The organism is Nonomuraea sp. NEAU-A123 (assembly GCF_018603905.1).
Taxonomy (GTDB): domain Bacteria; phylum Actinomycetota; class Actinomycetes; order Streptosporangiales; family Streptosporangiaceae; genus Nonomuraea.
On the sequence record NZ_JAHFZZ010000014.1, the window covers coordinates 117,208 to 139,222 of the forward strand.

A 22,015-nucleotide genomic window follows, 5' to 3' on the forward strand; every position below is an offset into this window, starting at 1 on the left:
GAGCGGGGGAGCGGGAGTCACTTGGTGGCGGCGAACGCCTTGTCCATGCGGGAGAGCACGGTGGGCACGTCCACCGTCCCGTTGAACAGCTCCTGGATCGACGTCAGGTGCTCCTGCTGGACCTTCGCGTTGGGCCAGGCCTGGTCCGGATAGGTCGTGGACCGGCCGGCCTTGACCGCGTCGAGCACCGGCTGCTGGAGCGCGTCGGCCTTGAAGCTGTCGGCCGACAGCGCCGGGCTGCTGCCCGAGGCGGTGGCGTACAACGCCTGGCCCTCGGGGGAGGCGAGGAACTCCATGAACTTCTTGGCCAGCGCCGGGTTCTTGGCCTTGGCGTTGACGCCGTAGACGATGCCCACCGACACCGGAAGGTAGGTGCCGCCGGCGCTGTCGGTGGCCGGGAACGGGGTCATCGAGAACGTGGTGCCCTGGGTGGCGTACTTGAGCGCCGACTGCACCGCCGACAGCACGTGCACCACGCCCAGGGCCTTGCCCTGGCCGAACAGCTGCATCTGCTCGTCGTAGCCGACGCCGTTGGGGCTGTCGTTGAAGCAGCCCTGCTCGCGCATCTCCAGGTACTTCTCCAGCGCCTGCTTCCACGCCGAGGTCGCGAAGGTGGCCTTGCCGTCCTTCTGCTGCTGGACGAAGCCAGGGTTGGGACCGTAGACGAGGGAGGCGGTCAGCGCGTACGGCACGAGCTGGGTCACCCAGGCCGACTTCAGGCCGAGCGCGAACGGCACGACGCCCTTGGCCTTGGCGTCCTTGCAGAACTTCAGCACCTCCGGCCAGGTCGTCGGCTTGCCGAGCCCGCTCGCCTGGAGCGCCTGGTCGTTCCAGACCGCGCCGATGGCGCCGATCGTCACTGGGACGGCCACCACCTTGCCGGCCGGGTCGCTGGTCACGGCCTTGAGGTCCGCGCTCAGGCCGCCCGCCCAGCCCTCGCCGGACAGGTCCATCAGCATGCCGTCCTTGCCCAGGTCGCGTACGGCCATCGTGTTGCCGCCGCCGGGCCACATGCGGAACACGTCCGGCGCGGTCCCCGAGGCGAGCTGGGTGCGGATCTGCTGCTGGTAGGCCGCGTCGTCCTCGGTGTAGATCGTCTTCACGGTGACGCCGGGGTTGGCCTTCTCGAACGCCTCGACCGCGGCCTTGGCCGGACCCTGGCCCGCGGCGGCCAGCGTCAGCACCTTATCCGCCGCGGCGGCGGTGGTGGCGCCGCCGCCCGAGGTGGAGCAGGCGGCGACGGCGGTGGCCAGGCAGCAGACCGATGCGAACGTTTTAATCGACTTCATGACAGACTCCAGGATCAGAAGTGGGGGGACTAGCTAGCCTTTGAGGCCGCCGGCGAAGCCCTTGATGATGTGCTTCTGCAGCGCGAAGTAGACGACCAGGATCGGGATGACGCTGATGACCAGGCCGGCGAAGATGAGCGGCCACTGGGAGACGTACTGGCTGACGAAGCCGTAGATGGCCACCGGTGACGTGGTGTTGTCGCTGCCGCCCAGGTAGAGCAGCGGGGTGAAGAACTCGTTCCAGATGCCGACCGCGTTGAGGATCACCACGGTGCCGGTGACCGGCCGCAGCAGCGGGAACACGACGGTGACGAACGAGCGCACCGGGCCGCACCCGTCGAGCAGCGCCGCCTCCTCGTAGTCGAGCGGCAGCTCGCGCAGGAACATCGTGTAGAGGAACACCGAGAACGGCATCTGCTGCCCGACGTTGATCAGGATCACCGACCAGAGCGAGCCGAGCAGGCCGAGGTCCCGCATGGTCGCGTACAGCGGGAGCAGCGCGAGCTGGCCCGGGATGAGCAGCCCGCCGATGACGAAATAGAAGGCGTACCGTGACCAGCCGCGGGTCACGCGGGCCAGCGGGTAGGCGGCCATCGCCGAGAAGGCGATGATCAGGACGACGCTGACGGCCGTGATCGCGAAGCTGTTGGCCAGCGCCGCGTCCAGGTTGGCCTGGGTCCACGCCTGCGCGTAGTTGCCGAGGGTGGGCGGGAACTCCAGGGCCAGCGCGCTGGTCTGGCTGTCCTGCGGCTTCAGCGACACGTTGAGCAGGCCGACGAGCGGGACGAGGAACAGCAGGGCGAGCAGGATCAGCGTGGCCTCGCGACTGAGCGTCCGCCAGGTGTAGCGCGCGTGCATCAGGAGGTCCTCCTCTGCGTCAGGCGGAACTGGACGGTCGCCAGGATCGCGATGACCACGGTCATGACGACGGCCAGCGCGATCGAGAACGGGAAGTCGCCCAGCGAGAAGGCGCTCTTGTAGATCGCCGTGGAGATCGTCTCGGTCGCGGTGCCCGGCCCGCCCCCGGTCATGGCCATCACCTGGTCGAACTGCTTGAGCCCGCCGATCAGGCAGAGCATCACGTTGATCACGACCGCCCCGTTGAGCAGGGGGAGCACGACGCGGCGGAACTTGCTCCACGCGCCCGCCCCGTCGATCGTGGCCGCCTCCAGCACCTCCGCCGGGATCGCCTGCAGTCCCGCCAGGTAGATCACCATCGAGTAGCCGGAGAACTGCCAGACGATCTCGGCGACGATCGCGTACAACGCCGTGTCCGGATCGCCGAGCCAGTCGTGCGCCAGAGCGCCCAGGCCGACGGCCCGCAGCGCGTCGTTGACGGCGCCGTTGGGCGAGAGCAGGAAGCTCCACACGTAGCCCGCGACCAGCGGCGTGAGCACCACGGGCGCGAAGAAGATCACGCGGAGCGCGTAGCGGCTCCTGGCCATGCTGTTCACGCCGAGGGCCAGCAGCAGCCCGACGACGTTCTGCGCCACGGTCGCCGCCGCGGCCAGGAGCAGGGTGTTTCCCAGGGCGGCGCGGGCGGTCCGGTCGGAGAAGACCGCGGCGTAGTTGTCCAGGCCGACGAACGACCAGACGGGCCGCAGCCCGTTCCAGTCGGTGAAGGAGAACAGCGCGCCGTTGGCGCTGGGGACGACGACGATGAAGAGATAGACCGCGATCGCCGGGACCACGAACCACCACGGAGCGTGCACACCCACCTTGCGGCGGGTCTTTCCGGACACACCGGGAGGTGCCTGCGCGGTGGGCTCCCGTGCTCCAGGCGCTGTCGTCGTCGCATGCGGCAAAGCCACGTGTAACCCCTCTCGCGGATGTTCGTGACCATGCTGTGAATCGATTCACAGGTTTCGGGCAGATTACGTGTCGCCCGGACCTGTGTCAACGGGCGTCGTGAATCGATTCACGGCTGCGCTAGGCTGATGTGCGGCCCGGAGCGGTTGGGCCGCGGCCGTCGGCCGACCGGCACGCGACGGACCTGACAGTGAGGAGCCCGATGACCCCCGGACCGGCGCCGAGGCGGCCGAAGGTCGAGGATTCCGCGGCCACGGTCGCCGACGTCGCGGCGCGCGCCGGGGTCTCGCGAGCGAGCGTCTCCTACACCTTCACCCAGCCGAACCGGGTCTCGCCCGAGTTGCGGCGGCGGGTCCTGGCGGCCGCCGACGAGCTCGGCTACGTCGGCAACGACGCGGCTCGACGGCTCCGCGTCGGCCACAGCCTCGCGCTCGGGTTGCTCGTCTCCAGCACGAGCAACCCCGTCTACGCGGAGATCGCGGCGGGCGCCGAGGCGGAGGCCGCCGCGCACGGCCGCTTCATCCTGGTCGCCAACAGTGACGAGAATCGCGAACGCGAGCGCGCCTACATCAACTTCCTGGAGTCACAGCAGGTCAGCGGGGTCGTCGCCGCTCCGGTGGGTGACGTGCCGGCGGAGCTGCTCGGGCTGAGGCGGCGGGGGACGCCGTTCGTCCTCGTCGGCGTAGCCGCCGGTCCGCACGACTATCCGGCGATCTCCGGCGACAACGAGCGGGGCGGCTACCTCGCCGTCTCGCACCTGCTCGCCCAGGGCCGCCGCCGGCTGATCTTCGTGGGCGGTACGCACCACCATGTCGACCTGCGGCTGGCGGGAGCCAGGCGAGCGGTCGCCGAGTCCACGGAGCCGGCCACGCTCGAGGTCATCCGCGTGCCGGTCCAGACCGCGAAGGCCGGCGAGGAGGTCTCGCGGGCATTGCTGGAGCGCCCGAAGGCCGATCTTCCCGACGGGATCGCCGCGGGCAACGACCTGCTCGCGCTGGGACTCCTGCACGGGCTCATCATGGCCGGGGTCCGCGTGCCCGAGGAGCTCTCCCTTGTGGGCTACGACGACATAGAGTTCGCCGACTTCGCGATCGTGCCGCTCACGAGTATCCGGCACCCGTCCGCGGCGCTCGGCGCCAGTGCCGTCCGGATCTTGCTCGGTATCGAGGACGAGGAGGACGCGGAGGGGCGCTTCGAGCCCGAGCTCGTGGTCCGCGCGACGTCCCTCTCCACCCAATAGACATGTGCTTTATCTGTACTTTCGGCTGGCAAGATGATCCCCGATTGCGTAGGACACGAGACAATCGAGGGCAAAAGCATGATTTCGCAGGTCAGGCTAGGAAAAGGGGTCGCCTTATCGGTAGGCGTCCTGCTTCTGGCCATATCGGGTGCCACCGCCGCCGGGGCCGTGACAGGGACGGCCGCCGTCGCGTCGCCCATCACCGTCGAGACGGCCAAGGACACCTATCTCAGCCAGGACGCCCCCACCCGTACGCACGAGACCTACACCTGGCTCTCGGTCTGTGCGGCGACGTGTGACGGCAAGGCCGAGTCGGAGCGCCGCGCGCTGGCCTCGTTCACGGTGAGCGGCGTGCCCTCGGGTGCCAAGAACGTCAAGCTCTCGCTGGAGGTGACCGCCGCCCGTACCACCGACACGACCATCGCCGCGAGCAAGGTCACCGGAAGCTGGGCCGCGGCCACGGCGAACTGGGCCGACAAGCCGACCTTCGGCCCGGCCATCGCCACCGCCAAGGGCCTGGTCAAGGACGAGACCAAGAAGCTCGACGTCACCTCCGCCTACACCGGTAACGGCACCTACGCCTTCGGGCTCTCGTCGTCGGCCGGCGCGCAGGGCGTGCTGCACTCGTCCCACTCGACCACGGGCAAGGGCCCCCGCTTGGTGGTGACGTACACGACGGCCACCGCCACGGCGACCCCCACCCCCACCCCCACGGCGACCTCCGCGGCCACCGGCCCCCTGCCGTTCGACCTGCCGGCCAAGAGCACGCTGCGTGCCTCCGCCAAGAAGGTGTTCGCGCACTACTTCACGCCGTACCCCATCTCCTTGGACAACAAGGAGGGCAGCGTCGACTACTACGCCAAGAACTACCTCAACCCGGCCGGCGAGAGCGGTAAGCACGCCGCCTACGGCGGGTTGCTGCGCGACCGCCCGAAGCCGCGCGCGGCGCTCTCCGGCGACTACCAGCTTCAGGACATGGAGACCGAGGTCAAGACGGCCGCCGCGGCGGGCATCGACGGCTTCACCGTGGACATGCTCTCGCTGACCAGCGCCAACTGGACCCGGCTCAAGCTGCTGGTGAAGGCGGCCGAGACGGTCGACACCGGCTTCACCATCGTCCCGATGCCCGACATGACCTCGCTGTCGGCCGACGCCGCGACGCTCGCCGCCTCCCTCGCCGAGCTGGCCGCGTCGAAGTCGAGCTACCGCCTGCCCGACGGGCGCGTCGTCGTGTCGCCGTTCAAGGCTGAGGCCAAGACCGCGGCCTGGTGGGCGGACCTCATCGACATCATGAACACCAAGTACGGCATCAAGGTCGCCCTCGTGCCGACGTTCCTGAACTTCTCCGCCAACGCCTCGGCCTTCGCCCCCATCAGCTACGGCTTCTCCAACTGGGGCAACCGCAGCCCGGCCGGGCAGACGGGCATCGCGAGCAACATCAAGAAGGCGCACGACCTCGGCAAGATCTGGATGCAGCCGGTCTCCGTCCAGGACGAGCGCCCGAACCAGAGCATCTACGACGAGGCCCTGAACACCCAGAACCTCAGGACCACGTGGGAAGGCTCGATCAACAACAGCGCGGACTGGGTCCAGCTCACCACCTGGAACGACTTCTCCGAAGGCACCCAGTTCACCCCGTCGCCGCACAACGACTCGTCCTACCTGGACATCTCGTCCTACTACCTGACGTGGCTGAAGACCGGCAAGGCCCCGGCGATCGTCCGGGACACGGTCTACCTGACGCACCGCACCCAGCTCGCCGCGGCCAAGCCCACGGGCGGCCAGACGAAGCTGATGGCGCCGCGCTCGGGCACCAGCACGCCCAGGGACAGCGTCGAGATCCTGTCGTTCCTCACCGGCGCCGCGACCGTGAACGCCACCATCGGCGGCACCGCCAAGACCTACGCGGCCGCGGCGGGCCTGCAGGCCCAGCTCTACCCGCTGGCCAACGGCACCAACAAGGTCTCCGTGGTCCGGTCCGGGACGACGACGGCCACCGTCACCTCCCCCTGGACCGTGGTGGCCGCTCCCGTGGTGCAGGACCTGCAGTATCACGCGGTCAGCAGCGGACGCTGATCGGCAGACGAAAGGGCCACCCGAATCCTCGGGTGGCCCTTTCCGTCTCCGCTTCCGGCTGTCAGCACCTCCTGCCGCTGTTGATGCATCGGACGACGGTGTTCATGAGCTGCTTGGACATCACCTCGATGGCGCCTGCGTGGTCGGTGTTCGGGCTCTGCTGCTGGCTGGCGACCCCGTCCAGCGCGAACGGGACGTCCGTGCCTTCGGGCTGGGTGTTGGGCACGTTGGCGTAGACCAACGTCATGCGGAGCTGCGGTACGGCCTTGGTCCCGCTCGGGCAGGCACCGTTCTCGTCGGGGAAGACGACGTGGGTACGGTGGTCCGCGCTGTCGAGGTTCTGGCCGTCCCAGCAACTGGGCATGTCGAGGATGCGGACGACAGCGCTGCCGTCCGGGCAGATCGGATACTTGTCGGTCAGCCTGTCGGTGAAGCCGGTGCAGCTCCACGTCGGCCGGGCGTTGTCCGCGCTGGCGGCCGGGGCATCGGCTGGGGCGTCGGTCGGGGCATCGGTCGGGACGTCGGTCGCGACGTCAGTCGGGAGGTCGGTCGGGACGTCCGTGGGAAGATCGGTCGGGACGTCGGTGGGAAGGTCGCTCGGAACGTCCGTGGGGAGGTCCGTCGGAGCGTCGGTCGGGGTGTCCGTTGGGGCGTCGGTCGCGGTGTCGGCCGGGGCGTCGGCCGCGCTGTTGGTCAGCGCCATCGCGTCGCCGGTGACCAGCCTGAGGAAGCGGGGCGCCGCCGTGACCCGCGACGTGGCATTTCCGCGGAACTGCAACTGCACCGCGGAGGGCAGCACGGATGTGCTCTGGCCCCCGGTACGTACCTGCAGGGACGGCCAGAAGTACGTCGACTGGTCGGCGCTGATGCGGCAGGTGGTGTCCGCGGCGGCCAGGCTCTCGTTGGTGGAGAAGGCGTCGGTGGACTCGTTGCCCACGTAGTTGTTCAGGTGCTGGGCGCCGTTGGACACGCCCGGAGCGGTGATGACGTTGTCGGAGTTGGTGTGTCCCTCCTGGTCCGTACCGCATTTGGAGACGAAGGTGCCGCTGGAGGCGACCCTCTTCGGCTGCTGCACGGGGGAGACCGCCTGAATGTCGATGAAGTCGTCGGCCGACGGGCCGGCGGTCTCGGCGGCAGCCGCGGTGGAGGCGGCACTCAGCTTGCAGGTGGACAGGGCCTCAACTTGGAGGTTGGGGCGTGCCGCTACTCGGCCGATGGCCGTGGCGATGCGGTTGATGGTGGCCGTTCGCTTGTCAGCGAGTGGGCCGAGAATGGCGTTCTGTACGAAGTTGGGGCCACCCTCTCCGGCCGAGGTGACCAGGCGTTTGTTCGCTTCGGCGATCTGGGTGTTCAGCAGGGCGAGGTTGCGGTCGACCTCGGCCTTCGCCGCTGCGGGGATCGCCGGAAGTTTGTCCGCGACACTCGGGCACGTGATCGTCTGAGCTGTGCCTTCGGGCGCCGGCGCATCAGAGGTCTCCGGTGTCGCCGAGGCGGAGGCCTCAGGCGCCGGGGCGGCGGTGGCATTGGCGCCGCCGAGCTTGCAGGTGGACAGCGCTTCCACCTGGAGTTCGGGGCGTGCCGCTACTCGGCCGATGGCCGTGGCGATGCGGTTGATGGTGGCCGTTCGCTTGTCAGCGAGTGGGCCGAGGATGGCGTTCTGTACGAAGTTCGGACCGCCCTCTCCGGCCGAGGTGACCAGGCGTTTGTTCGCTTCGGCGATCTGGGTGTTCAGCAGGGCGAGGTTGCGGTCGACCTCAGCTTGCGCCGCTGCCGGAATCTCTGGAAGTTTGTCCGCCACATTTGGGCAGGTGATCGTGTCCGCGCGGGCGGACACGGTCGTCAGGGTCAGTGACTGCCCTGCTGCGGGGGAACCCGCAAGGGCGAGAGTGATACCTCCGACTAAGGAAACAACAGCTAACCATGGCCTGAATGGCCTGCTCCCCGAGGCATTCGCCATACGGAACTCCTCTCGGGTTCGGAACGTGAACCGGAAAGCCCGGTTTTCGTGAGATACGGGACAACAAGCGCGATGGTTCACCCACCAGCAAATTCCCCCGTCGGCAGGAATTGCCGAAATAAATCCTGCGCGCATTGAACTGATGTCCGTTATTCCGCGTATCTCGCTACTATTACGGCGCTGGAGTTTCGCCACCAGCAGGGCGAGGACCGTAGCCGGGGCGATCCTCACACGGTCATCAGCGGGGTCGTGATGGCTCTATGCACCTAACCAAGCGCTTGCTACGCTCCGATCATGTTGTCCACGATCGTCTGGGGCACCGGCAACGTCGGCCGCGCGGCCATCCGTGTCGTCGAGGCCCACCCGGCGTTGAGACTCTCGGCCGTACTCGTCCACGATCCCGGCAAGGTCGGCCGCGACGCCGGCGCGCTCGCCGGGCTCGGCGATCTGGGGATCGCGGCGACCGACGACGTCGACGCGGTACTGGCCACCGGCCCCCACGCCGTCGTCTACGCGGCGTCCGGCGACATCCGCCCCGACGACGCCCTCGCCGACATCATCAAGGCGATCCGCGCCGGAGCCGTGGTCGTCACCCCCTCGTTGTACGCGCTCTACGACCAGCGCAACGCCCCGCCGGAACTGCGCGAACCGGTGCTGGCCGCCATCGCGGACGGCGGTGGCTCGCTGTTCGTCTCCGGCGTCGATCCGGGCTGGGGCAACGACGTGCTGCCCCTGCTGATCAGCGGACTCGGCGGCACCGTCGACGTGGTCCGCTGCCAGGAGATCTTCGACTACTCCACCTACGACCAGCCCGACTCGGTCCGGTACCTGGTCGGCATGGGCCAGCCGATGGACTACGAGCCGCCGATGATCGCGCCGACGATCCCGACCATGGTGTGGGGCGGCCAGGTACGGCTGATGGCCAGAGCCCTCGGCGTCGACCTCGACGAGATCCGCGAGACCGTGGACCGGCGCCCGCTCGACTCGACGGTGGGCACCGAGACGATGGGCGAGTTCGAGGCCGGCACCCAGGGCGCGGTGCGGTTCGAGGTGCAGGGCATCGTCGAGGGCGAGCCCCGCATCGTCATCGAACACGTCACCCGCATCCACCCGTCCTGCGCACCGGACTGGCCGACCCCGCCCGACGGCCAGGGCGCGCACCGGGTGATCATCGAGGGCCGCCCGCGCATCGAGGTCACGGTCGAGGCCACCGACGAGGGCGGCAACCGGGCGGCGGGCGGGAACGCCACCGCGGTCGGCCGCCTGGTGAACGCCATCGACTGGCTCGTGGACGCCGAACCCGGCCTCTACGACGCGCTCGACGTCCCCCTGCGCCCCGCGATCGGCAAACTCGGGAGGAAACACCCATGAACCTCGACATCCCCGAGGGAAAGGACGCGATCGAGTACGTGTGGGGTGAGATGGTGCCCGGCATCGGGATCGCCGCCTCGCACTTCTCCCTGTCGGTGTACGCCCACACGACCCTCGGGCTCCGCGAGTTCGAGGCCGCACGGCTGCGGATCGCGCAGATCAACGGCTGCGCCTTCTGCCTCGATTGGCGTACCGAACGGGACGGCGAGAAGGTCGAGGAGGAGTTCGAAGACGCGGTCACGCAGTGGCGCACCACCGACGCCTTCGACGATCGCACCCGGCTGGCCGCCGAGTACGCCGAGCGGTACGCCCTGGATCATCACGGTCTCGACGACGAGTTCTGGACGCGGATGACCGCGCACTACAGCCAACTGGAGATCGTCGAGCTGAGCATGAGCATCGGCTCCTGGCTGGCGTTCGGACGGCTCAACCACGTACTGGGCCTCGACACCGTGTGCAGACTGCCCAGCGGCCCATCGCCCGCCCCCAAGCGGGCTTCCTAGCTGACACAAAGGCGCGAGCAACATGCAGGACCTGTTCTCATCCCACCGAGAGTAAGGACCATCGGATGAGTGACAACACCCCGCGCGGTACCGGTTCCAGAGGTGTCTCGCGCCGTGGATTCATCGCGGGAACCGTGGGAGCCCTCGCCCTCACGGCCCACCCCACCGCGGCCCAGGCGGCAGCCGGTCCGATCGGCAACGGGGCCCACGTCGCGGCCCTGGTGATCGGTACCGGATACGGCGGCTCCGTCGCCGCGCTGCGTCTCGCCCAGGCGGGCGTCGACGTGCACATGATCGAGATGGGTATGGCCTGGGACACCCCCGGCTCCGACGGCAAGATCTTCTGCAGCACGCTCGCGCCGGACAACCGGTCCTACTGGTTGCGCACCAGGACCAAGGCGCCCCTCAACTACTTCCTCGGCTTCCCGATCGACCGGGACATCTCCCGCTACACCGGGGTCCTGGACGCCGAGGAGTTCAGCGGCATCACCGTCTACCAGGGGCGCGGCGTCGGCGGCGGTTCGCTGGTCAACGGCGGCATGGCGGTCACCCCCAAGCGGGAGAACTTCGCCGCCGTCCTCCCGTCGGTCAACGCCGACGAGATGTACAACACCTACTACCCGCGCGCCAACGCCGGGCTCGGGGTCGGCACGATCAGATCGGCCTGGTTCGACTCCACCGACTGGTACCAGTTCGCCCGGGTCGGCCGTAAGCACGCCCAGCGCTCCGGCTTCCCGTTCGTCTTCGTGCCCGACGTGTACGACTGGAACTACATGGAGCAGGAGGCAGCCGGCACCGCCACCAAGTCGGCCCTGGCCGGCGAGATCCTCTACGGCAACAACTACGGCAAGAAGTCCCTGCAGAAGACCTACATCGCCCAGGCCAAGGCCACCGGCAGGGTCACCATCTCACCGCTGCACAAGGTCACCTCGGTCGCCCCGGCGGCCGGTGGCGGCTACACGGTCGTCATCCAGCAGCTCAACACCACCGGCGACACCACGGCCACCAAGACCGTGACCGCCGACCGGGTGTTCTTTGCCGCCGGCAGCGTCGGCACCAGCAAGCTGCTGGTCAAGCTGAAGGCCACCGGCGCGCTGCCCAACCTGAACGCCGAGGTGGGCAAGGGCTGGGGCGACAACGGCAACGTCATGTGCGGCCGCGCCAACCACCTGTGGGACCCGACCGGCAGCTCCCAGTCGACCATTCCCTGCGCCGGCATCGACAACTGGGCAACCGGTGGCGCGTTCGCCGAGGTCGCGCCGCTGCCCACCGGGATCGAGACCTTCGCCTCGTTCTATCTGTCGATCACCAAGAACCCGAACCGCGCCCAGTTCTCCTGGAACGCCACGACGGGACAGGTCGATCTGAACTGGCAGACCGCCTGGAAGCAGCCGGGCATCGACATGGCCAAGACGATCTTCGACAAGATCAACGCGACGGAGGGGACGATCTACCGGACCGACCTCTTCGGCATCTACAAGATCTGGGGCGACCACCTCACGTACCACCCGCTCGGGGGCGCCGTCCTGAACAAGGCCACCGACAACTACGGCCGCTTGGCCGGCTATGCGGGCCTGTACGTCATCGACGGCTCACTGATCCCCGGAAACACCAGCGTGAACCCGTTCGTCACCATCACGGCACTCGCCGAACGGAACATCGAGAACATCATCGCCACCGACCTGTAGCGACCGATCAGCCCTGTAGCGATGGGTCGGCTCTATGGCAACCGGTCAGCTCTGTAGCGACCGGTCAGCTCTGTAGTGACCGACCAGCTCTGTAGCCGAAAGGGGCCGCGGCCTGCCCGCCGCGACCCCTTTCCGCGTTTCACTGGCTCAACCGAGATTCACCCGGGTGATCGCGTTGACCCTGGTCGCCATGATGTTCACGTTGAACACCGACATGTTGGTGGTGGCCGTAGTGGCGGCGCACCGTAGCCGAACCACCCCGGTGGTCGCCACGGCACGGGCGGTGCCCGACGACAGGCTCGCGAGCTGACCGTTGGGGCCGACCGTGGCGACGACACTGGTGTTGTTGGTGCTGCTCTCGCTGATGATCAGGAATGAGCAGGCCAGGGCCGCCGCCGTGGCGGTGTTGTTGCGGGCCGTGAGCGTCGCCACGGCCGTCCAATTGCCGGCCGGAACGTTGAACAGGTAGTCGGCAAAGGTGTCGGCCGTCACCGTCCTGGTGGCGAACGTGTCGGCGATGATCACCTCCGGCGGCACCGCGGCGTTCGCCGGGGCCGCCAGGCCGACGCCGACGATCAGCGCCACCCCCGCGACCAAGGCCACCCACAGCCCGCGCACCCTTGTGAGAACCGCAGTAAACACGAAACATCACTCCTCGCATCCGGGACAGCGTCCGCTGCCCACCCGATGCTCAGATGGTCTCGATCGCCGTTGCAGTCCCATTGCAACTCGTCCGCCGGGTGCTGCGGCCCGGAGGGCTGCTGGCGGTCTCGGCGCCCAGCCGGCACAACGACCCCGAGCTGTCGTCGGTCCTGCCGGATTGGGGGCGGCCGTCAAGCTTTGACGCGGAAGTGGGGCCCGCCGTCGTCGGCGAGGTCCTGGACGTGGTGGCGGTGACCTCTTGGGACGAGCCGCTGCTGCACCTGCCCGACCGAGAGGCCGTCACCCTCTACCTCCGAGGCCGCGGCCTCTCCGAGCCGACGGCGCGCGACGCCGCGCTCCGCGTGGCCACCCCGTTGCGGGTGACCAAGAGGGGGTCGCTCATCTGGGCCCGCCGGTAGTGATCGGTGATCCCGGCTCATTGCGGTGAGTGGCCCAAGAATCGCATCAAGGATCGGAAAGCCCCGCTCCTTGGGGTGAACGGCCCAAGGATCCCGGTGGCGATCAGAGAGCTCGGCCCATTGAGGTGAACGGCCCAAGGACCGCCGGCCGGATCTGAGGCAGATCCAGGCCGGGGATCGCGGTCACCGGCATCGGCAGAAGGATGCTCAGGGGGCGTTGGTGTTCTGGGCGGCCTGGTAGACGGCCATCGCCTCGTTTCCGAAGAAGGGGCCGAACATGAAATCGGGAGCGAAGTCGTACTTGAAGCTGTTGACGGAGTTCAGCCAGCCGAGCCCGGTGGATTCGTTGAACCCCTGGAACCACGGGCCGCCGCTCGCCCCGCCGGTCATGTTGCAGCGCAGCCCCTGGTCCCTGGTCATCACGGTGTCGTTGAACGCGCGCCCGCTGCAGTAGACCAGCTTCGAGCCGTCGAAGGGCGGCGCCGCCGGGTAACCGAAGGAGAACATCTGCCGCTGCCTGGGCTGGTTGAACGCCACCCCCTGCCCGCCCACGACGTCGGTCAGCGTCCGGCCCTGGAGCGGCGCGACCACGGCGGCGGCCACGTCGAAGTTGATGTCCTCGCGAGCGTTCCACTGCTGGGTGGTCAGCAGCCTGCTGGCCACCCAGGTGCCCAACGGGCGCCGGCCGTTGTCGAAGGCCGGGATGAACACCCAGTTCCGGTGAAAAGCACCGTCCGCCTTCACGCAGTGCCCGGCGGTGATCACGACGCTCTCGTTGGCGCTGGTCACGGCCGAGCCGGAGCAGGAGGCGTTGCCGCCGTTGGCAGTGGTGAAGAAGACGCGTCCGGTGGTACGCACGACGGCGCCGCCGTCGGTCCACCGGAGGCCGGGGCTGTTGGGCACCCGGGCCTGCTCCTGGGCCGCGACGCCCTGGACCGTCAACGGGGTGCCCTGGGTGGCGACGGCCGAGGCGACCCGGGTGGTCCCCTGGGTGCGCTGGGTCGTGGTGGTGGAGGCGCCTCGCGTGGCCCACGGCGTGCCCTGGGTCGGTGCGCCCGACCGGTCGGAGCGTCGCGGCGTGGGTTCGTCGAGCGGCTGCGCCGCCATCAAGCGCTGCTGCGTCCAGTACTGCAGGACGGTTCTGCGCTGCGACCAGGAGTCCGTGGCGGACCATCTGACGGGTGTGGGGTCGGCGCTGGTCCAGCCACCACTGGCCTGGGCGGTACCCGCGGGGACCAGGGCGCCTGCCAAGGTCAGTGCGACGGCGGAGAGCAGGGCGACTCTGCGGTGCATTACATACCTCCCGAAACCGGAATCTGCCGTCAGGAGGTACGTACGGCGCTATGAATCTTCCTCAAGGCATACGCAAACCGGTATAGCGGCATTTCGCGACGACCTCGCACCGACCGATCGGGAGGCGCTCGTCCTCGTCCACGCCGGCCCTCTCACCGCGCACCCCGGTCGTGCCGTGACCCTCCTCGAGCAGGGCGTAGCGGATCTGATCGCCCTCGCCGTTCCTCAGGCGCCGTCGGGCGGGCGGCGGCTGACCGCCAGTGGGTCTACGGCCATGTGATCGCGGACGAGGTCCAGGAGCTGTTGGCGATGGTGTGGCGGGTGGTCATGCGTAGGGTGCGGGCGCCTGCTCTGCGGTCGAGCGGTGTGCCAGGGGAGGCCGTACTGCTTGCCGATCCCTGGCCGTGATGCCTACGTGACGTCAGCTTGGGGCAACTTGGACTTGCAATGACGCCATTATGACGTCATAGTTGCGTCATGGACCTCGCGCCGTATGTCGACCAGCTTCGCCGTGAACTCACGATCGCCGCCGAGGCAGGCGGCGAGGACGCTCGCGCGCTCGCCGAGCGTCTCGCCCTGACGCTCGAGCCGGCCACCCGGCTCGCCCTGCTGGAGGCGCTCTCCGCCGCCGCGGACGAGATCACCCGCGACCTCGCGCCGGGTTCGGTCGAGGTACGCCTGCGTGGACCCGATCCCGGCTTCGTCGTGATGCCGCCACCGGTCGGTCAGCCGTTCGGCGAGCCTGGGCACGCCGGGGCAGCCGAGAGGGGTGCCAGGCCGCCGGATGTCGACGAGGGCGGGACGTCGCGGATCTCGCTCCGCGTCCCCGAGCAGCTCAAGCCGCGCATCGAGGACGCGGCCGCCCGAGACGGGCTCTCGGTCAACACCTGGCTCGTCCGCGCCGTCTCCGCAGCGCTCGAACCCGACGGCGGAGGCCGACGCGCGGGCCCCCGGACCCTGCGGAGCCACAGCGGCTGGGTCCGCTAACCGGGCCCAAGACCGTGCGTTCCGGCAGCCCCAGGCCGCTCGTCGCACCCAAGGCCGCGCCTTCCGGCAGCCAGGACGCTCGCCGCACCCAAAGACAATCGGGACGCCCGCCGAACCCATGAGGGGACCGTCATGCCAACGTTCGCCACCCCCGAGCCCATCTCCGTCATGATCGATCTCGCAGCCGCCAAAGTCCGGATCAACGCGAGCGATCGCACCGACACCGTCGTCGACGTACGCCCCAGCGACGAGTTCAGCGAGACCGATCGGCACGCCGCCGAGCAGGTCCAGGTCGAGTATGCCGGCGGCCGGCTGCTCGTGCGGGCGGACAAGGATCGGCCCGCTCCGCTGTCCGGGTGGGGCTCGATCGACAAGCTGGTCGAGGCGCCCAGAGTCTGGGCTCGTTCGCTGCTCGGCTGGGGCGGCTCGGTCGACCTGACCATCGACCTGCCGGCCGGCTCCCGCGTCGAAGCGAACGCGGCGGCGGACTTCCGCTGCAAGGGCCGTCTCGGCGAGGTGAAGTTCAGCGCTTCCTACGGCGACATCCGGCTCGAGGAGGCCGGCAGGCTGCAACTGAAGACGGGGTCCGGCGACATCTCGGTGAGCCGGTCGGTCGGGCACGCCGACATCACCAGTTCCAACGGTGACATCCGGATCGGCGAGATCGACGGCACGGCGGTGGTCAGGACCTCCAACGGCAACCTCACCCTCGGCTCGGTGACCGGCGAGCTGCGGCTGAAGACCGCGTACGGCGACATCACCGTCGACCACGCCCTGGCCGGAGTCGCCGCCAAGACCGCGTACGGCAATGTCCGAGTCGGCGAGGTGGTGTCCGGCGCGGTCGTCCTGGAGACCGCCGGCGGCCGGCTCGAACTCGGCATCCGGGAGGGCACCGCCGCTTGGCTGGACGTGAGCTCGCAGTACGGCAGCGTGGACGTCTCCCTGGACGACTGCGCCGGCCCCGGCCAGTCCGACGAGACCGTCGAGGTGCGTGCTCACACCGCCTACGGCGACATCGTGATCCACCGCTCCTGACACCAACACAACAGCAGAAGGAGAAGATCTCATGCCCCCAGCGATCGTGGCCGAAGGCCTGGTCAAGAGATACGGCGACGTGGTCGCCCTGGACGGGATCGATCTGTCGGTCCCGGAGGGAACGGTGTTCGGGTTACTCGGCCCGAACGGCGCCGGCAAGACGACGACAGTACGGATCCTGACCACGCTGCTCAAGCCGGACGCCGGACACGCCACGGTCGCCGGACTGGACGTCGTGGCCGACGCGCAACGGCTGCGCTCCCACATCGGGGCGTCCGGGCAGTACGCGGCGGTGGACGAGCACCTCACCGGCGCCGAGAACCTGGAGATGGTCGGCCGTCTCTACCACCTGGGCACAAAACGCAGCAAACAGCGCGCCAGAGAGCTGCTGGAACGCTTCGACCTGACGGAGGCGGGCGACCGGCCGGTCCAGGGCTACTCCGGCGGCATGCGGCGCAGGCTCGACCTGGCCGGAGCGCTGGTGGCCGACCCGCCGGTGCTGTTCCTGGACGAGCCCACGACCGGCCTGGACCCCCGCGCCAGGGTGAGCCTGTGGGAGGTCATCGCCGAGCTGGTCGCCGGCGGCACGACGGTCCTGCTCACCACTCAATATCTGGAGGAGGCCGACCGGCTCGCCGACCGGATCGCGGTGGTCGACCACGGACGGGTGATCGCGCTCGGCACCGCCGACGAGCTCAAGGACCAGGTCGGCGGCGACCGGATCGAACTCTCGGTGACCAGCCCCGCCGATCTGGAGACCGTCCGCCGGGTCCTGGCGCCGCTGGCCGTCGCCGACGTCTGGATCGACCCCACCGCCCTGCGCGTCACCATCCCGGTGGCGGGCGGCGCCGCCTCGCTCACCACCGCCCTGGGCCACCTGGCCGCCGAAGGCGTCGCCGTACGCGACGCCGGGCTGCGGCGGCCGACCCTGGACGAGGTCTTCCTGAGCCTCACCGGCCACCAGGCCGCCACCGACGACACCAAGGAGACGGTCCGATGAACGCCTTTCAGCTGGCCGTCGCCGACGGCATGACGATCAGCAAGCGCAACGCGCTCAAGATCAGGCGAGCCCCCGACCTGCTCGGCGGCGTGATCATCCTCCCGATCGTGTTCGTGCTGCTGTTCGCGTACGTGTTCGGCAGCATGATCGACCTGCCTGGCATCTCCTACCAGGAGTACCTGCTCCCGGGGATCTTCGTCCAGGCGATCGTCACCAGCGCGCAGATCACCGGCTACACCCTCACCCAGGACCTGCAGAAGGGCATCTTCGACCGGTTCCGCACGCTGCCGATGGCGCCGTCGGCGGTGCTGGTCGGGCAGACGCTCTGCGACATGCTCATGAACATCACCAGCATCGTCACGATGGCGCTGGTGGGGCTGCTGGTCGGCTGGCGCGTCCACTCGTCGCCGCTCGAGGCGGCCGGGGGGTTCCTGCTGCTGCTGTTCTTCGCGTACGCGTTCTCCTGGGTGACGGCGACGGTCGCGCTGGCCCTGCGCACGCCCGAGGTGTTCAACAACATCGCCACCCTCGTGTCGTTCCCGCTGGTCTTCCTGTCCAACGCCTTCGTCGACAGCGCGCGGCTGCCCGGCCCGCTCAAGCCCGTCGCCGAATGGAACCCGGTCTCGACGTTCGTCCAGGCAGCGCGCGAGCTGTTCGGCAACACCACTCCCCTCAGGCCGGTGCCCGACGCGTGGCCGCTCCAGCACGCGGTGCCGGTGTCGGTGGGCTGGTCGGTGCTGATCCTGGTGGTGTTCGTCCCGCTGGCCACGCGGCTGTACAAGCGAGCGGTCAGCCAGTGACGCTCGGCCGTCGTCAGTCCTCGTGGGAGCGCGCGTACGTCAGCGTCTCGCCCCGGGCGCCGGCCATCCAGATGTCCTGGCAGGCGGCGGCCATCTCCTCGAGTCCCTCGACGACGGCGCCGAAGACGTTGCCCGGCACCCAGCCCTGGTCGCCGTTGAGCAGCAGGTTGTTGCGCCCGTAGAACAGCGCCAGGTCGATGATGTGGGACAGGTTCTTGGGACCGTCGTCGCTCTCGTAGCCGTGCGAGGGAGTGGCGAGATCGTTGGCGTCGAACGCGAAATAGCAGAGATCGCCGGGAATGGGAGTGACCGTGGTGTTCTCCTTCCCGGGCTCGACCGCCGCGAACGCCGGCACCAAGTTGTAGATCTCGTTACGGGCGTACTTGCCGTGGAAAACCTGACCGGACAGCGGAAGCGCGTCCCAGACGGCGGCCGCGGTGCGCGGCGCCTCGTCATCGAGCAGCCGGGCGGTGCAGGAAACACCGCGCGATTCCAGCGTGACCGTGATGTAGCGAGCCATGGGGATTCTCCTCAATGGTTAGGGTCGAGCGAGCGGCGGCCGCGCGGAGGTCCAGTCGGTGGCCGCCTCATAGGCGTGGGCGGCCCGCAGCACGAGCGCGTCAGCGTGCCGGGGGCCGACGATCTGCAGGCCGACGGGCAGCCCGGCGGAGGTGAATCCGCAGGGCACGCTCGCGGCGGGCTGCTGGGTCATGTTGAACGGGTACGTGTAGGGAGTCCAGCTGGTCCAGTCCTCGGAGTGCCAGCCCTTCGGGGCGTCCATTCCCTTGGGGAACGCGGTGATCGGCAGGGTCGGCGTCAGCAGCAGGTCGTACGTCTGGTGGAAGCGCCCCATCCGTACCCCGAGGTCCATCCGGACCGCCGTGGCGTCCAGATAGTCCGCGGCGCCGGCGGCCAGGGCGCGCATGATGCCGCGGCGCAGCCCGGGGTCGACCCGCTCCAGGGCGTCGGGGCCATAGGCCTCGACGACCTTGGCCGCGCCCGTGAACCACAGGACGTGGAAGGCCTCGACGGGGTCGGCGAAGCCGGGATCGATCTCCTCGACGTCGGCCCCCGCCTCGGCCAGCACCGCCGCGGCGGTACGGACGGCGGCCTCGACCTCGGGGTCGTTGCGCACGTACCCGAGCGTGGGGGAGAACGCGACGCGCAGGCCGCGGATGCCGTCGCCGAGTCCGTCGCGGAACGAGGTCGCCGGGGTGGGCAGCGCCGACCAGTCACGTGCGTCGAAACCGGTGAGTATGTCGAGCATCAGGGCGGCGTCGGTGACGCTGCGGGTCATGGGCCCGCCGTGTGACAGGGTGCCGAACGGGCTGGCGGGCCACATCGGGATGAGGCCGTACGTCGGTTTGATGGTGACTGTCCCGGTGAAGGCGGCGGGGATGCGTACCGATCCGCCGCCGTCGGTGCCGACCGACCAGGCCCCCATGCCCAGCGCGACCGCTGCCGCGCTGCCGCCGCTCGATCCGCCGGCGGTCAGCTCGGCGTTCCACGGATTTCCGGTGGCGCCGTGTCGCGGGGAGTCGGTGACGCCCTTCCACCCGAACTCGGGCGTGGTGGTCTTGCCCAGCAGCACGGCTCCGGTCTCGCGCAGCCGGGCCACGGCCGGGGCGTCCTCGGGCCACGGTCCCTGCTCGTCGATGAGGTTGGTGCCGCGCAGGGTCGGCCAGCCGCGGGTGTAGAGGATGTCCTTGATCGAGGTGGGTACGCCGTCGCCGGGGCCGCGGGTGGTGCCGTCGCGCCAGCGGGCCTCGGACTCCTCCGCGCCGGCCAGCGCGGCCTCGGCGTCGACCATGACGAAGGCGTTCACTTCGTCGTTGGCGGCCTCGATCGCGGCGAGCGCGGCGCGGGTGGCCTCCACCGGGGACACGCTGCGGTTGCGGTAGCCGGCGATCAGCTCGGTGGCGGTCAGCCGGGTCAGGTCGGTCATCAGGGCTCCCTACTCGTCTGCGGGACTCGACTGCGGGCGGCTCGGCTCCGGCCGGCTCGGCTGCGCGTGGCTCGGTTGCGCGTGGGCGGGCACGAACCCGAGTCGCTTGTCGACGACGTTGACGAGATCCTCGCCGTCGAGCCAGCGGACGGCGTTGTCGGTGAACTGCCGGGCCAGCGTGTCGAGCCAGCCGACGGTGTCGCCGGACATGTGCGCGGACACGACCACGCCGGGCGCGCTCCACAGCGGATGGTCCCCCGGCAGCGGCTCGGTCGCGAACACGTCCAAGGACGCCCCCGCGATCTGCCCGCCTGCCAGGGCCGCGACCAGGTCGTCCTCGACGACGCAGGGGCCGCGCCCGACGTTGATCAGGTGGGCGGTGGGTTTCATCGCGGCCAGCACGGTGGCGTCGATGAGCCCCCGGGTCGCCTCGGTCAGGGGCGCGACCATGATGACGTGGTCGGCCCAGCCGACGTGCGCGGCCAACTCGTCGCTGGCGACGACGGTGCCGAAGTCGGGGTCGGCGGCCCGCGCGGTGCGCCCGGCCCCACGTACGTCCATGCCGACGGCGCGCAGCAGCCGGGCGATCTCGCGCCCGATGGCGCCGGTGCCCACGATCAACGCCGTGGTGCCGGCCACCGGCAGGGTCTCCCGGTGCTTCCACGTACGGGCGAGCTGCAGATCGTGGCTGCGGTGGAGGTCCTTGGCGAAGGCGAGCACCGAGCCCAGCACGAACTCGGCGATGGGCCGGTCGAAGACGCCACGTGCGTTGGTGACGATGACGTCGGATTCGATGAGCTCCTCGAAGAGGAGCTTGTCCACGCCGGCCGCGGCCACGTGGATCCACCGCAGTGCCCCGGCGAGATCCCAGATCTGGCGTACGGCGCTGGAGAAGAAGTCCCACAGGAAGAGGGCGTCCGCGTCCGCCACAGCGGCGGCCAAGCCGTCGGCGTCGCAGTAACGGACCGTCGCACGCTCCTCGACCGGCCGCATGTGCGGGGGGAGCGGGCCCCCGGCCGCGCAGAGCACGGCGATGATCGGCTTGCCGTCGGATCCTGCCATGGGCGCCTCCCCGTTCACTCGCCACCTGGGCCGCGGCCCAACGTAGGAGAGCTACGTATGATTGTCAACAATGCATCGATCCTGCATGATGGCGACACGGCTCCACACTCGCACGGGGTCGGCCCCCACGATCGCAGGAGACCGTCCATGACCACGAACACGAGCACCGCACCGCCCGGACCGGAGGTCCAGACCGGCGTCGGCGTGATCGTCCCGTACGACATGGCGCTGGATCGGGAGCTGTGGCGCTGGACGCCCGAGGACGTGGCGCTGTTCTTCACCCGTACCCCGTTTTCGCCGCTGCCGGTGACGGTGGAGATGGCGGAGCATGTCGGTGATGCCGAGGCCGTCAGCCGTTGCACCCGGGACCTGATCACGGTCTCGCCCGCGGTCTACGCCTACGGCTGTACGTCGGGTAGCTTCGTGCGAGGCGTACGGGGAGAGCGGCAACTGGTCGAGGCGATGTGCGCGGCCGGCGCCCCCGCGGCGGTCACGACGTCCGGTGCCCTGCTGGCGGCCCTGCGCCAGTTGGCCGCCGGGCGTGTGGCGATCGCCACCCCGTACGACCCGGACGTGACCGAGCGGCTCCGGCTGTTCCTGCGGGAGGCCGACGTGGACGTCGTCGGCAGCTCCCACCTGGGGCTGAGCACCGACATCTGGAAGGTCCCGTACGCGCGCACCGCCGAACTCGTCGCTCAGGCCGACCACGCCGAGGCCGACGCGATCGTGATCTCGTGCACCAACCTGCCGACCTACGACGTCATCGCCCCGCTGGAGGCGCGGCTCGGCAAGCCGGTGATCAGCGCGAACCAGGCGACCATGTGGGCGGCGCTGCGGGCCATCGGCCGCCGGGCGACAGGGCCGGGGCAGCGTCTCCTCGGCGACCACTGATAGAGAGA

At 69.4% G+C, this 22,015-nt stretch carries 20 protein-coding genes; 11 read left to right on the forward strand and 9 right to left on the reverse strand.

Annotation, left to right across the window (positions count from 1 at the left end; all coding sequences use genetic code 11):
* Positions 1-17: 17 nt before the first annotated feature.
* Genes KLK06_RS36980 through KLK06_RS61840 form a run of 3 tightly spaced genes read right to left on the reverse strand, consistent with a single transcriptional unit; the run spans position 18 to position 3,031 of the window.
* Entirely contained in the window at positions 18-1,289 is a 1,272-nt protein-coding gene (locus KLK06_RS36980) for an ABC transporter substrate-binding protein (RefSeq protein ID WP_214640285.1), read from the reverse strand.
* A 33-nt stretch (positions 1,290-1,322) separates the two neighbouring features.
* A complete protein-coding gene (locus KLK06_RS36985; RefSeq protein ID WP_214640286.1) occupies positions 1,323-2,147 on the reverse strand; it encodes a carbohydrate ABC transporter permease in 825 nt (274 codons plus the stop codon).
* On the reverse strand, positions 2,147-3,031 hold the full coding sequence (locus KLK06_RS61840; RefSeq protein WP_214640287.1) for a carbohydrate ABC transporter permease: 885 nt from the start codon (positions 3,029-3,031) through the stop codon (positions 2,147-2,149). Before KLK06_RS61840 ends, KLK06_RS36985 begins: the two co-directional genes overlap by 1 nt.
* Positions 3,032-3,300: 269 nt before the next feature.
* On the opposite strand from KLK06_RS61840, the gene KLK06_RS36995 reads away from it, so the two are divergent.
* Complete coding sequence (locus KLK06_RS36995) at positions 3,301-4,338, forward strand: LacI family DNA-binding transcriptional regulator (RefSeq protein ID WP_214640288.1); 1,038 nt, start codon at positions 3,301-3,303, stop codon at positions 4,336-4,338.
* A 168-nt stretch (positions 4,339-4,506) separates the two neighbouring features.
* Positions 4,507-6,414 carry an endo-1,3-alpha-glucanase family glycosylhydrolase gene (locus KLK06_RS37000; RefSeq protein ID WP_308168615.1) on the forward strand — a complete coding sequence of 636 codons (1,908 nt, stop codon included), beginning with the start codon at positions 4,507-4,509 and terminating at the stop codon, positions 6,412-6,414.
* Between the two features lie 61 nt (positions 6,415-6,475).
* On the opposite strand, the gene KLK06_RS37005 is transcribed toward KLK06_RS37000, so the two are convergent.
* Positions 6,476-8,248, reverse strand: a complete 1,773-nt coding sequence (locus KLK06_RS37005; protein WP_214640290.1) for a DUF1996 domain-containing protein — start codon at positions 8,246-8,248, stop codon at positions 6,476-6,478.
* Positions 8,249-8,665: 417 nt separating this feature from the next.
* On the opposite strand from KLK06_RS37005, the gene KLK06_RS37010 reads away from it, so the two are divergent.
* From KLK06_RS37010 to KLK06_RS37020, 3 genes are all read left to right on the forward strand, one after another.
* On the forward strand, positions 8,666-9,742 hold the full coding sequence (locus KLK06_RS37010) for a dihydrodipicolinate reductase (RefSeq protein WP_214640291.1): 1,077 nt from the start codon (positions 8,666-8,668) through the stop codon (positions 9,740-9,742).
* On the forward strand, positions 9,739-10,245 hold the full coding sequence (locus KLK06_RS37015) for a carboxymuconolactone decarboxylase family protein (protein WP_214640292.1): 507 nt from the start codon (positions 9,739-9,741) through the stop codon (positions 10,243-10,245). The genes KLK06_RS37010 and KLK06_RS37015 overlap by 4 nt, the downstream gene beginning before the upstream one ends.
* 65 nt (positions 10,246-10,310) lie before the next feature.
* Positions 10,311-11,933, forward strand: coding sequence for a GMC oxidoreductase (locus KLK06_RS37020; RefSeq protein ID WP_214640293.1), 1,623 nt, complete (start codon positions 10,311-10,313; stop codon positions 11,931-11,933).
* 147 nt (positions 11,934-12,080) lie between these two features.
* On the opposite strand, the gene KLK06_RS37025 is transcribed toward KLK06_RS37020, so the two are convergent.
* The gene (locus tag KLK06_RS37025) at positions 12,081-12,575 is read right to left on the reverse strand and encodes a hypothetical protein (RefSeq protein ID WP_214640294.1); all 495 of its coding nucleotides are present in this window, start codon (positions 12,573-12,575) and stop codon (positions 12,081-12,083) included.
* A 53-nt stretch (positions 12,576-12,628) separates the two neighbouring features.
* Between KLK06_RS37025 and KLK06_RS37030 the strand changes: the two genes are divergently transcribed.
* Positions 12,629-12,994 (forward strand): hypothetical protein, encoded by a 366-nt coding sequence (locus KLK06_RS37030; protein WP_214640295.1) that lies wholly within the window; start codon positions 12,629-12,631, stop codon positions 12,992-12,994.
* Positions 12,995-13,201: 207 nt separating this feature from the next.
* Here KLK06_RS37030 and KLK06_RS37035 read toward each other — a convergent pair whose 3' ends face one another.
* Positions 13,202-14,287 (reverse strand): serine protease, encoded by a 1,086-nt coding sequence (locus tag KLK06_RS37035; protein ID WP_214640296.1) that lies wholly within the window; start codon positions 14,285-14,287, stop codon positions 13,202-13,204.
* A 477-nt stretch (positions 14,288-14,764) separates the two neighbouring features.
* On the opposite strand from KLK06_RS37035, the gene KLK06_RS37040 reads away from it, so the two are divergent.
* From KLK06_RS37040 to KLK06_RS37055, 4 genes are all read left to right on the forward strand, one after another.
* Entirely contained in the window at positions 14,765-15,274 is a 510-nt protein-coding gene (locus KLK06_RS37040) for a hypothetical protein (RefSeq protein WP_214640297.1), read from the forward strand.
* Positions 15,275-15,406: 132 nt separating this feature from the next.
* The gene (locus KLK06_RS37045) at positions 15,407-16,309 is read left to right on the forward strand and encodes a DUF4097 family beta strand repeat-containing protein (protein ID WP_214640298.1); all 903 of its coding nucleotides are present in this window, start codon (positions 15,407-15,409) and stop codon (positions 16,307-16,309) included.
* Positions 16,310-16,340: 31 nt separating this feature from the next.
* The gene (locus tag KLK06_RS37050; RefSeq protein ID WP_214640299.1) at positions 16,341-17,309 is read left to right on the forward strand and encodes an ATP-binding cassette domain-containing protein; all 969 of its coding nucleotides are present in this window, start codon (positions 16,341-16,343) and stop codon (positions 17,307-17,309) included.
* Complete coding sequence (locus tag KLK06_RS37055; protein WP_214640300.1) at positions 17,306-18,109, forward strand: ABC transporter permease; 804 nt, start codon at positions 17,306-17,308, stop codon at positions 18,107-18,109. Before KLK06_RS37050 ends, KLK06_RS37055 begins: the two co-directional genes overlap by 4 nt.
* Before the next feature lie 13 nt (positions 18,110-18,122).
* Here the strand turns inward: KLK06_RS37055 and KLK06_RS37060 are convergent, their stop codons facing one another.
* Genes KLK06_RS37060 through KLK06_RS37070 form a run of 3 tightly spaced genes read right to left on the reverse strand, consistent with a single transcriptional unit; the run spans position 18,123 to position 21,116 of the window.
* Positions 18,123-18,629: a DUF3830 family protein gene (locus tag KLK06_RS37060; protein ID WP_250906608.1), complete on the reverse strand. Its 507-nt coding sequence runs from the start codon at positions 18,627-18,629 to the stop codon at positions 18,123-18,125.
* An 18-nt stretch (positions 18,630-18,647) separates the two neighbouring features.
* Positions 18,648-20,054 (reverse strand): amidase, encoded by a 1,407-nt coding sequence (locus KLK06_RS37065; RefSeq protein WP_214640301.1) that lies wholly within the window; start codon positions 20,052-20,054, stop codon positions 18,648-18,650.
* Between the two features lie 9 nt (positions 20,055-20,063).
* Positions 20,064-21,116: a D-2-hydroxyacid dehydrogenase gene (locus tag KLK06_RS37070; RefSeq protein WP_214640302.1), complete on the reverse strand. Its 1,053-nt coding sequence runs from the start codon at positions 21,114-21,116 to the stop codon at positions 20,064-20,066.
* Between the two features lie 147 nt (positions 21,117-21,263).
* Between KLK06_RS37070 and KLK06_RS37075 the strand changes: the two genes are divergently transcribed.
* Complete coding sequence (locus tag KLK06_RS37075) at positions 21,264-22,007, forward strand: Asp/Glu racemase (protein ID WP_214640303.1); 744 nt, start codon at positions 21,264-21,266, stop codon at positions 22,005-22,007.
* The last annotated feature ends 8 nt before the right edge of the window (positions 22,008-22,015 follow it).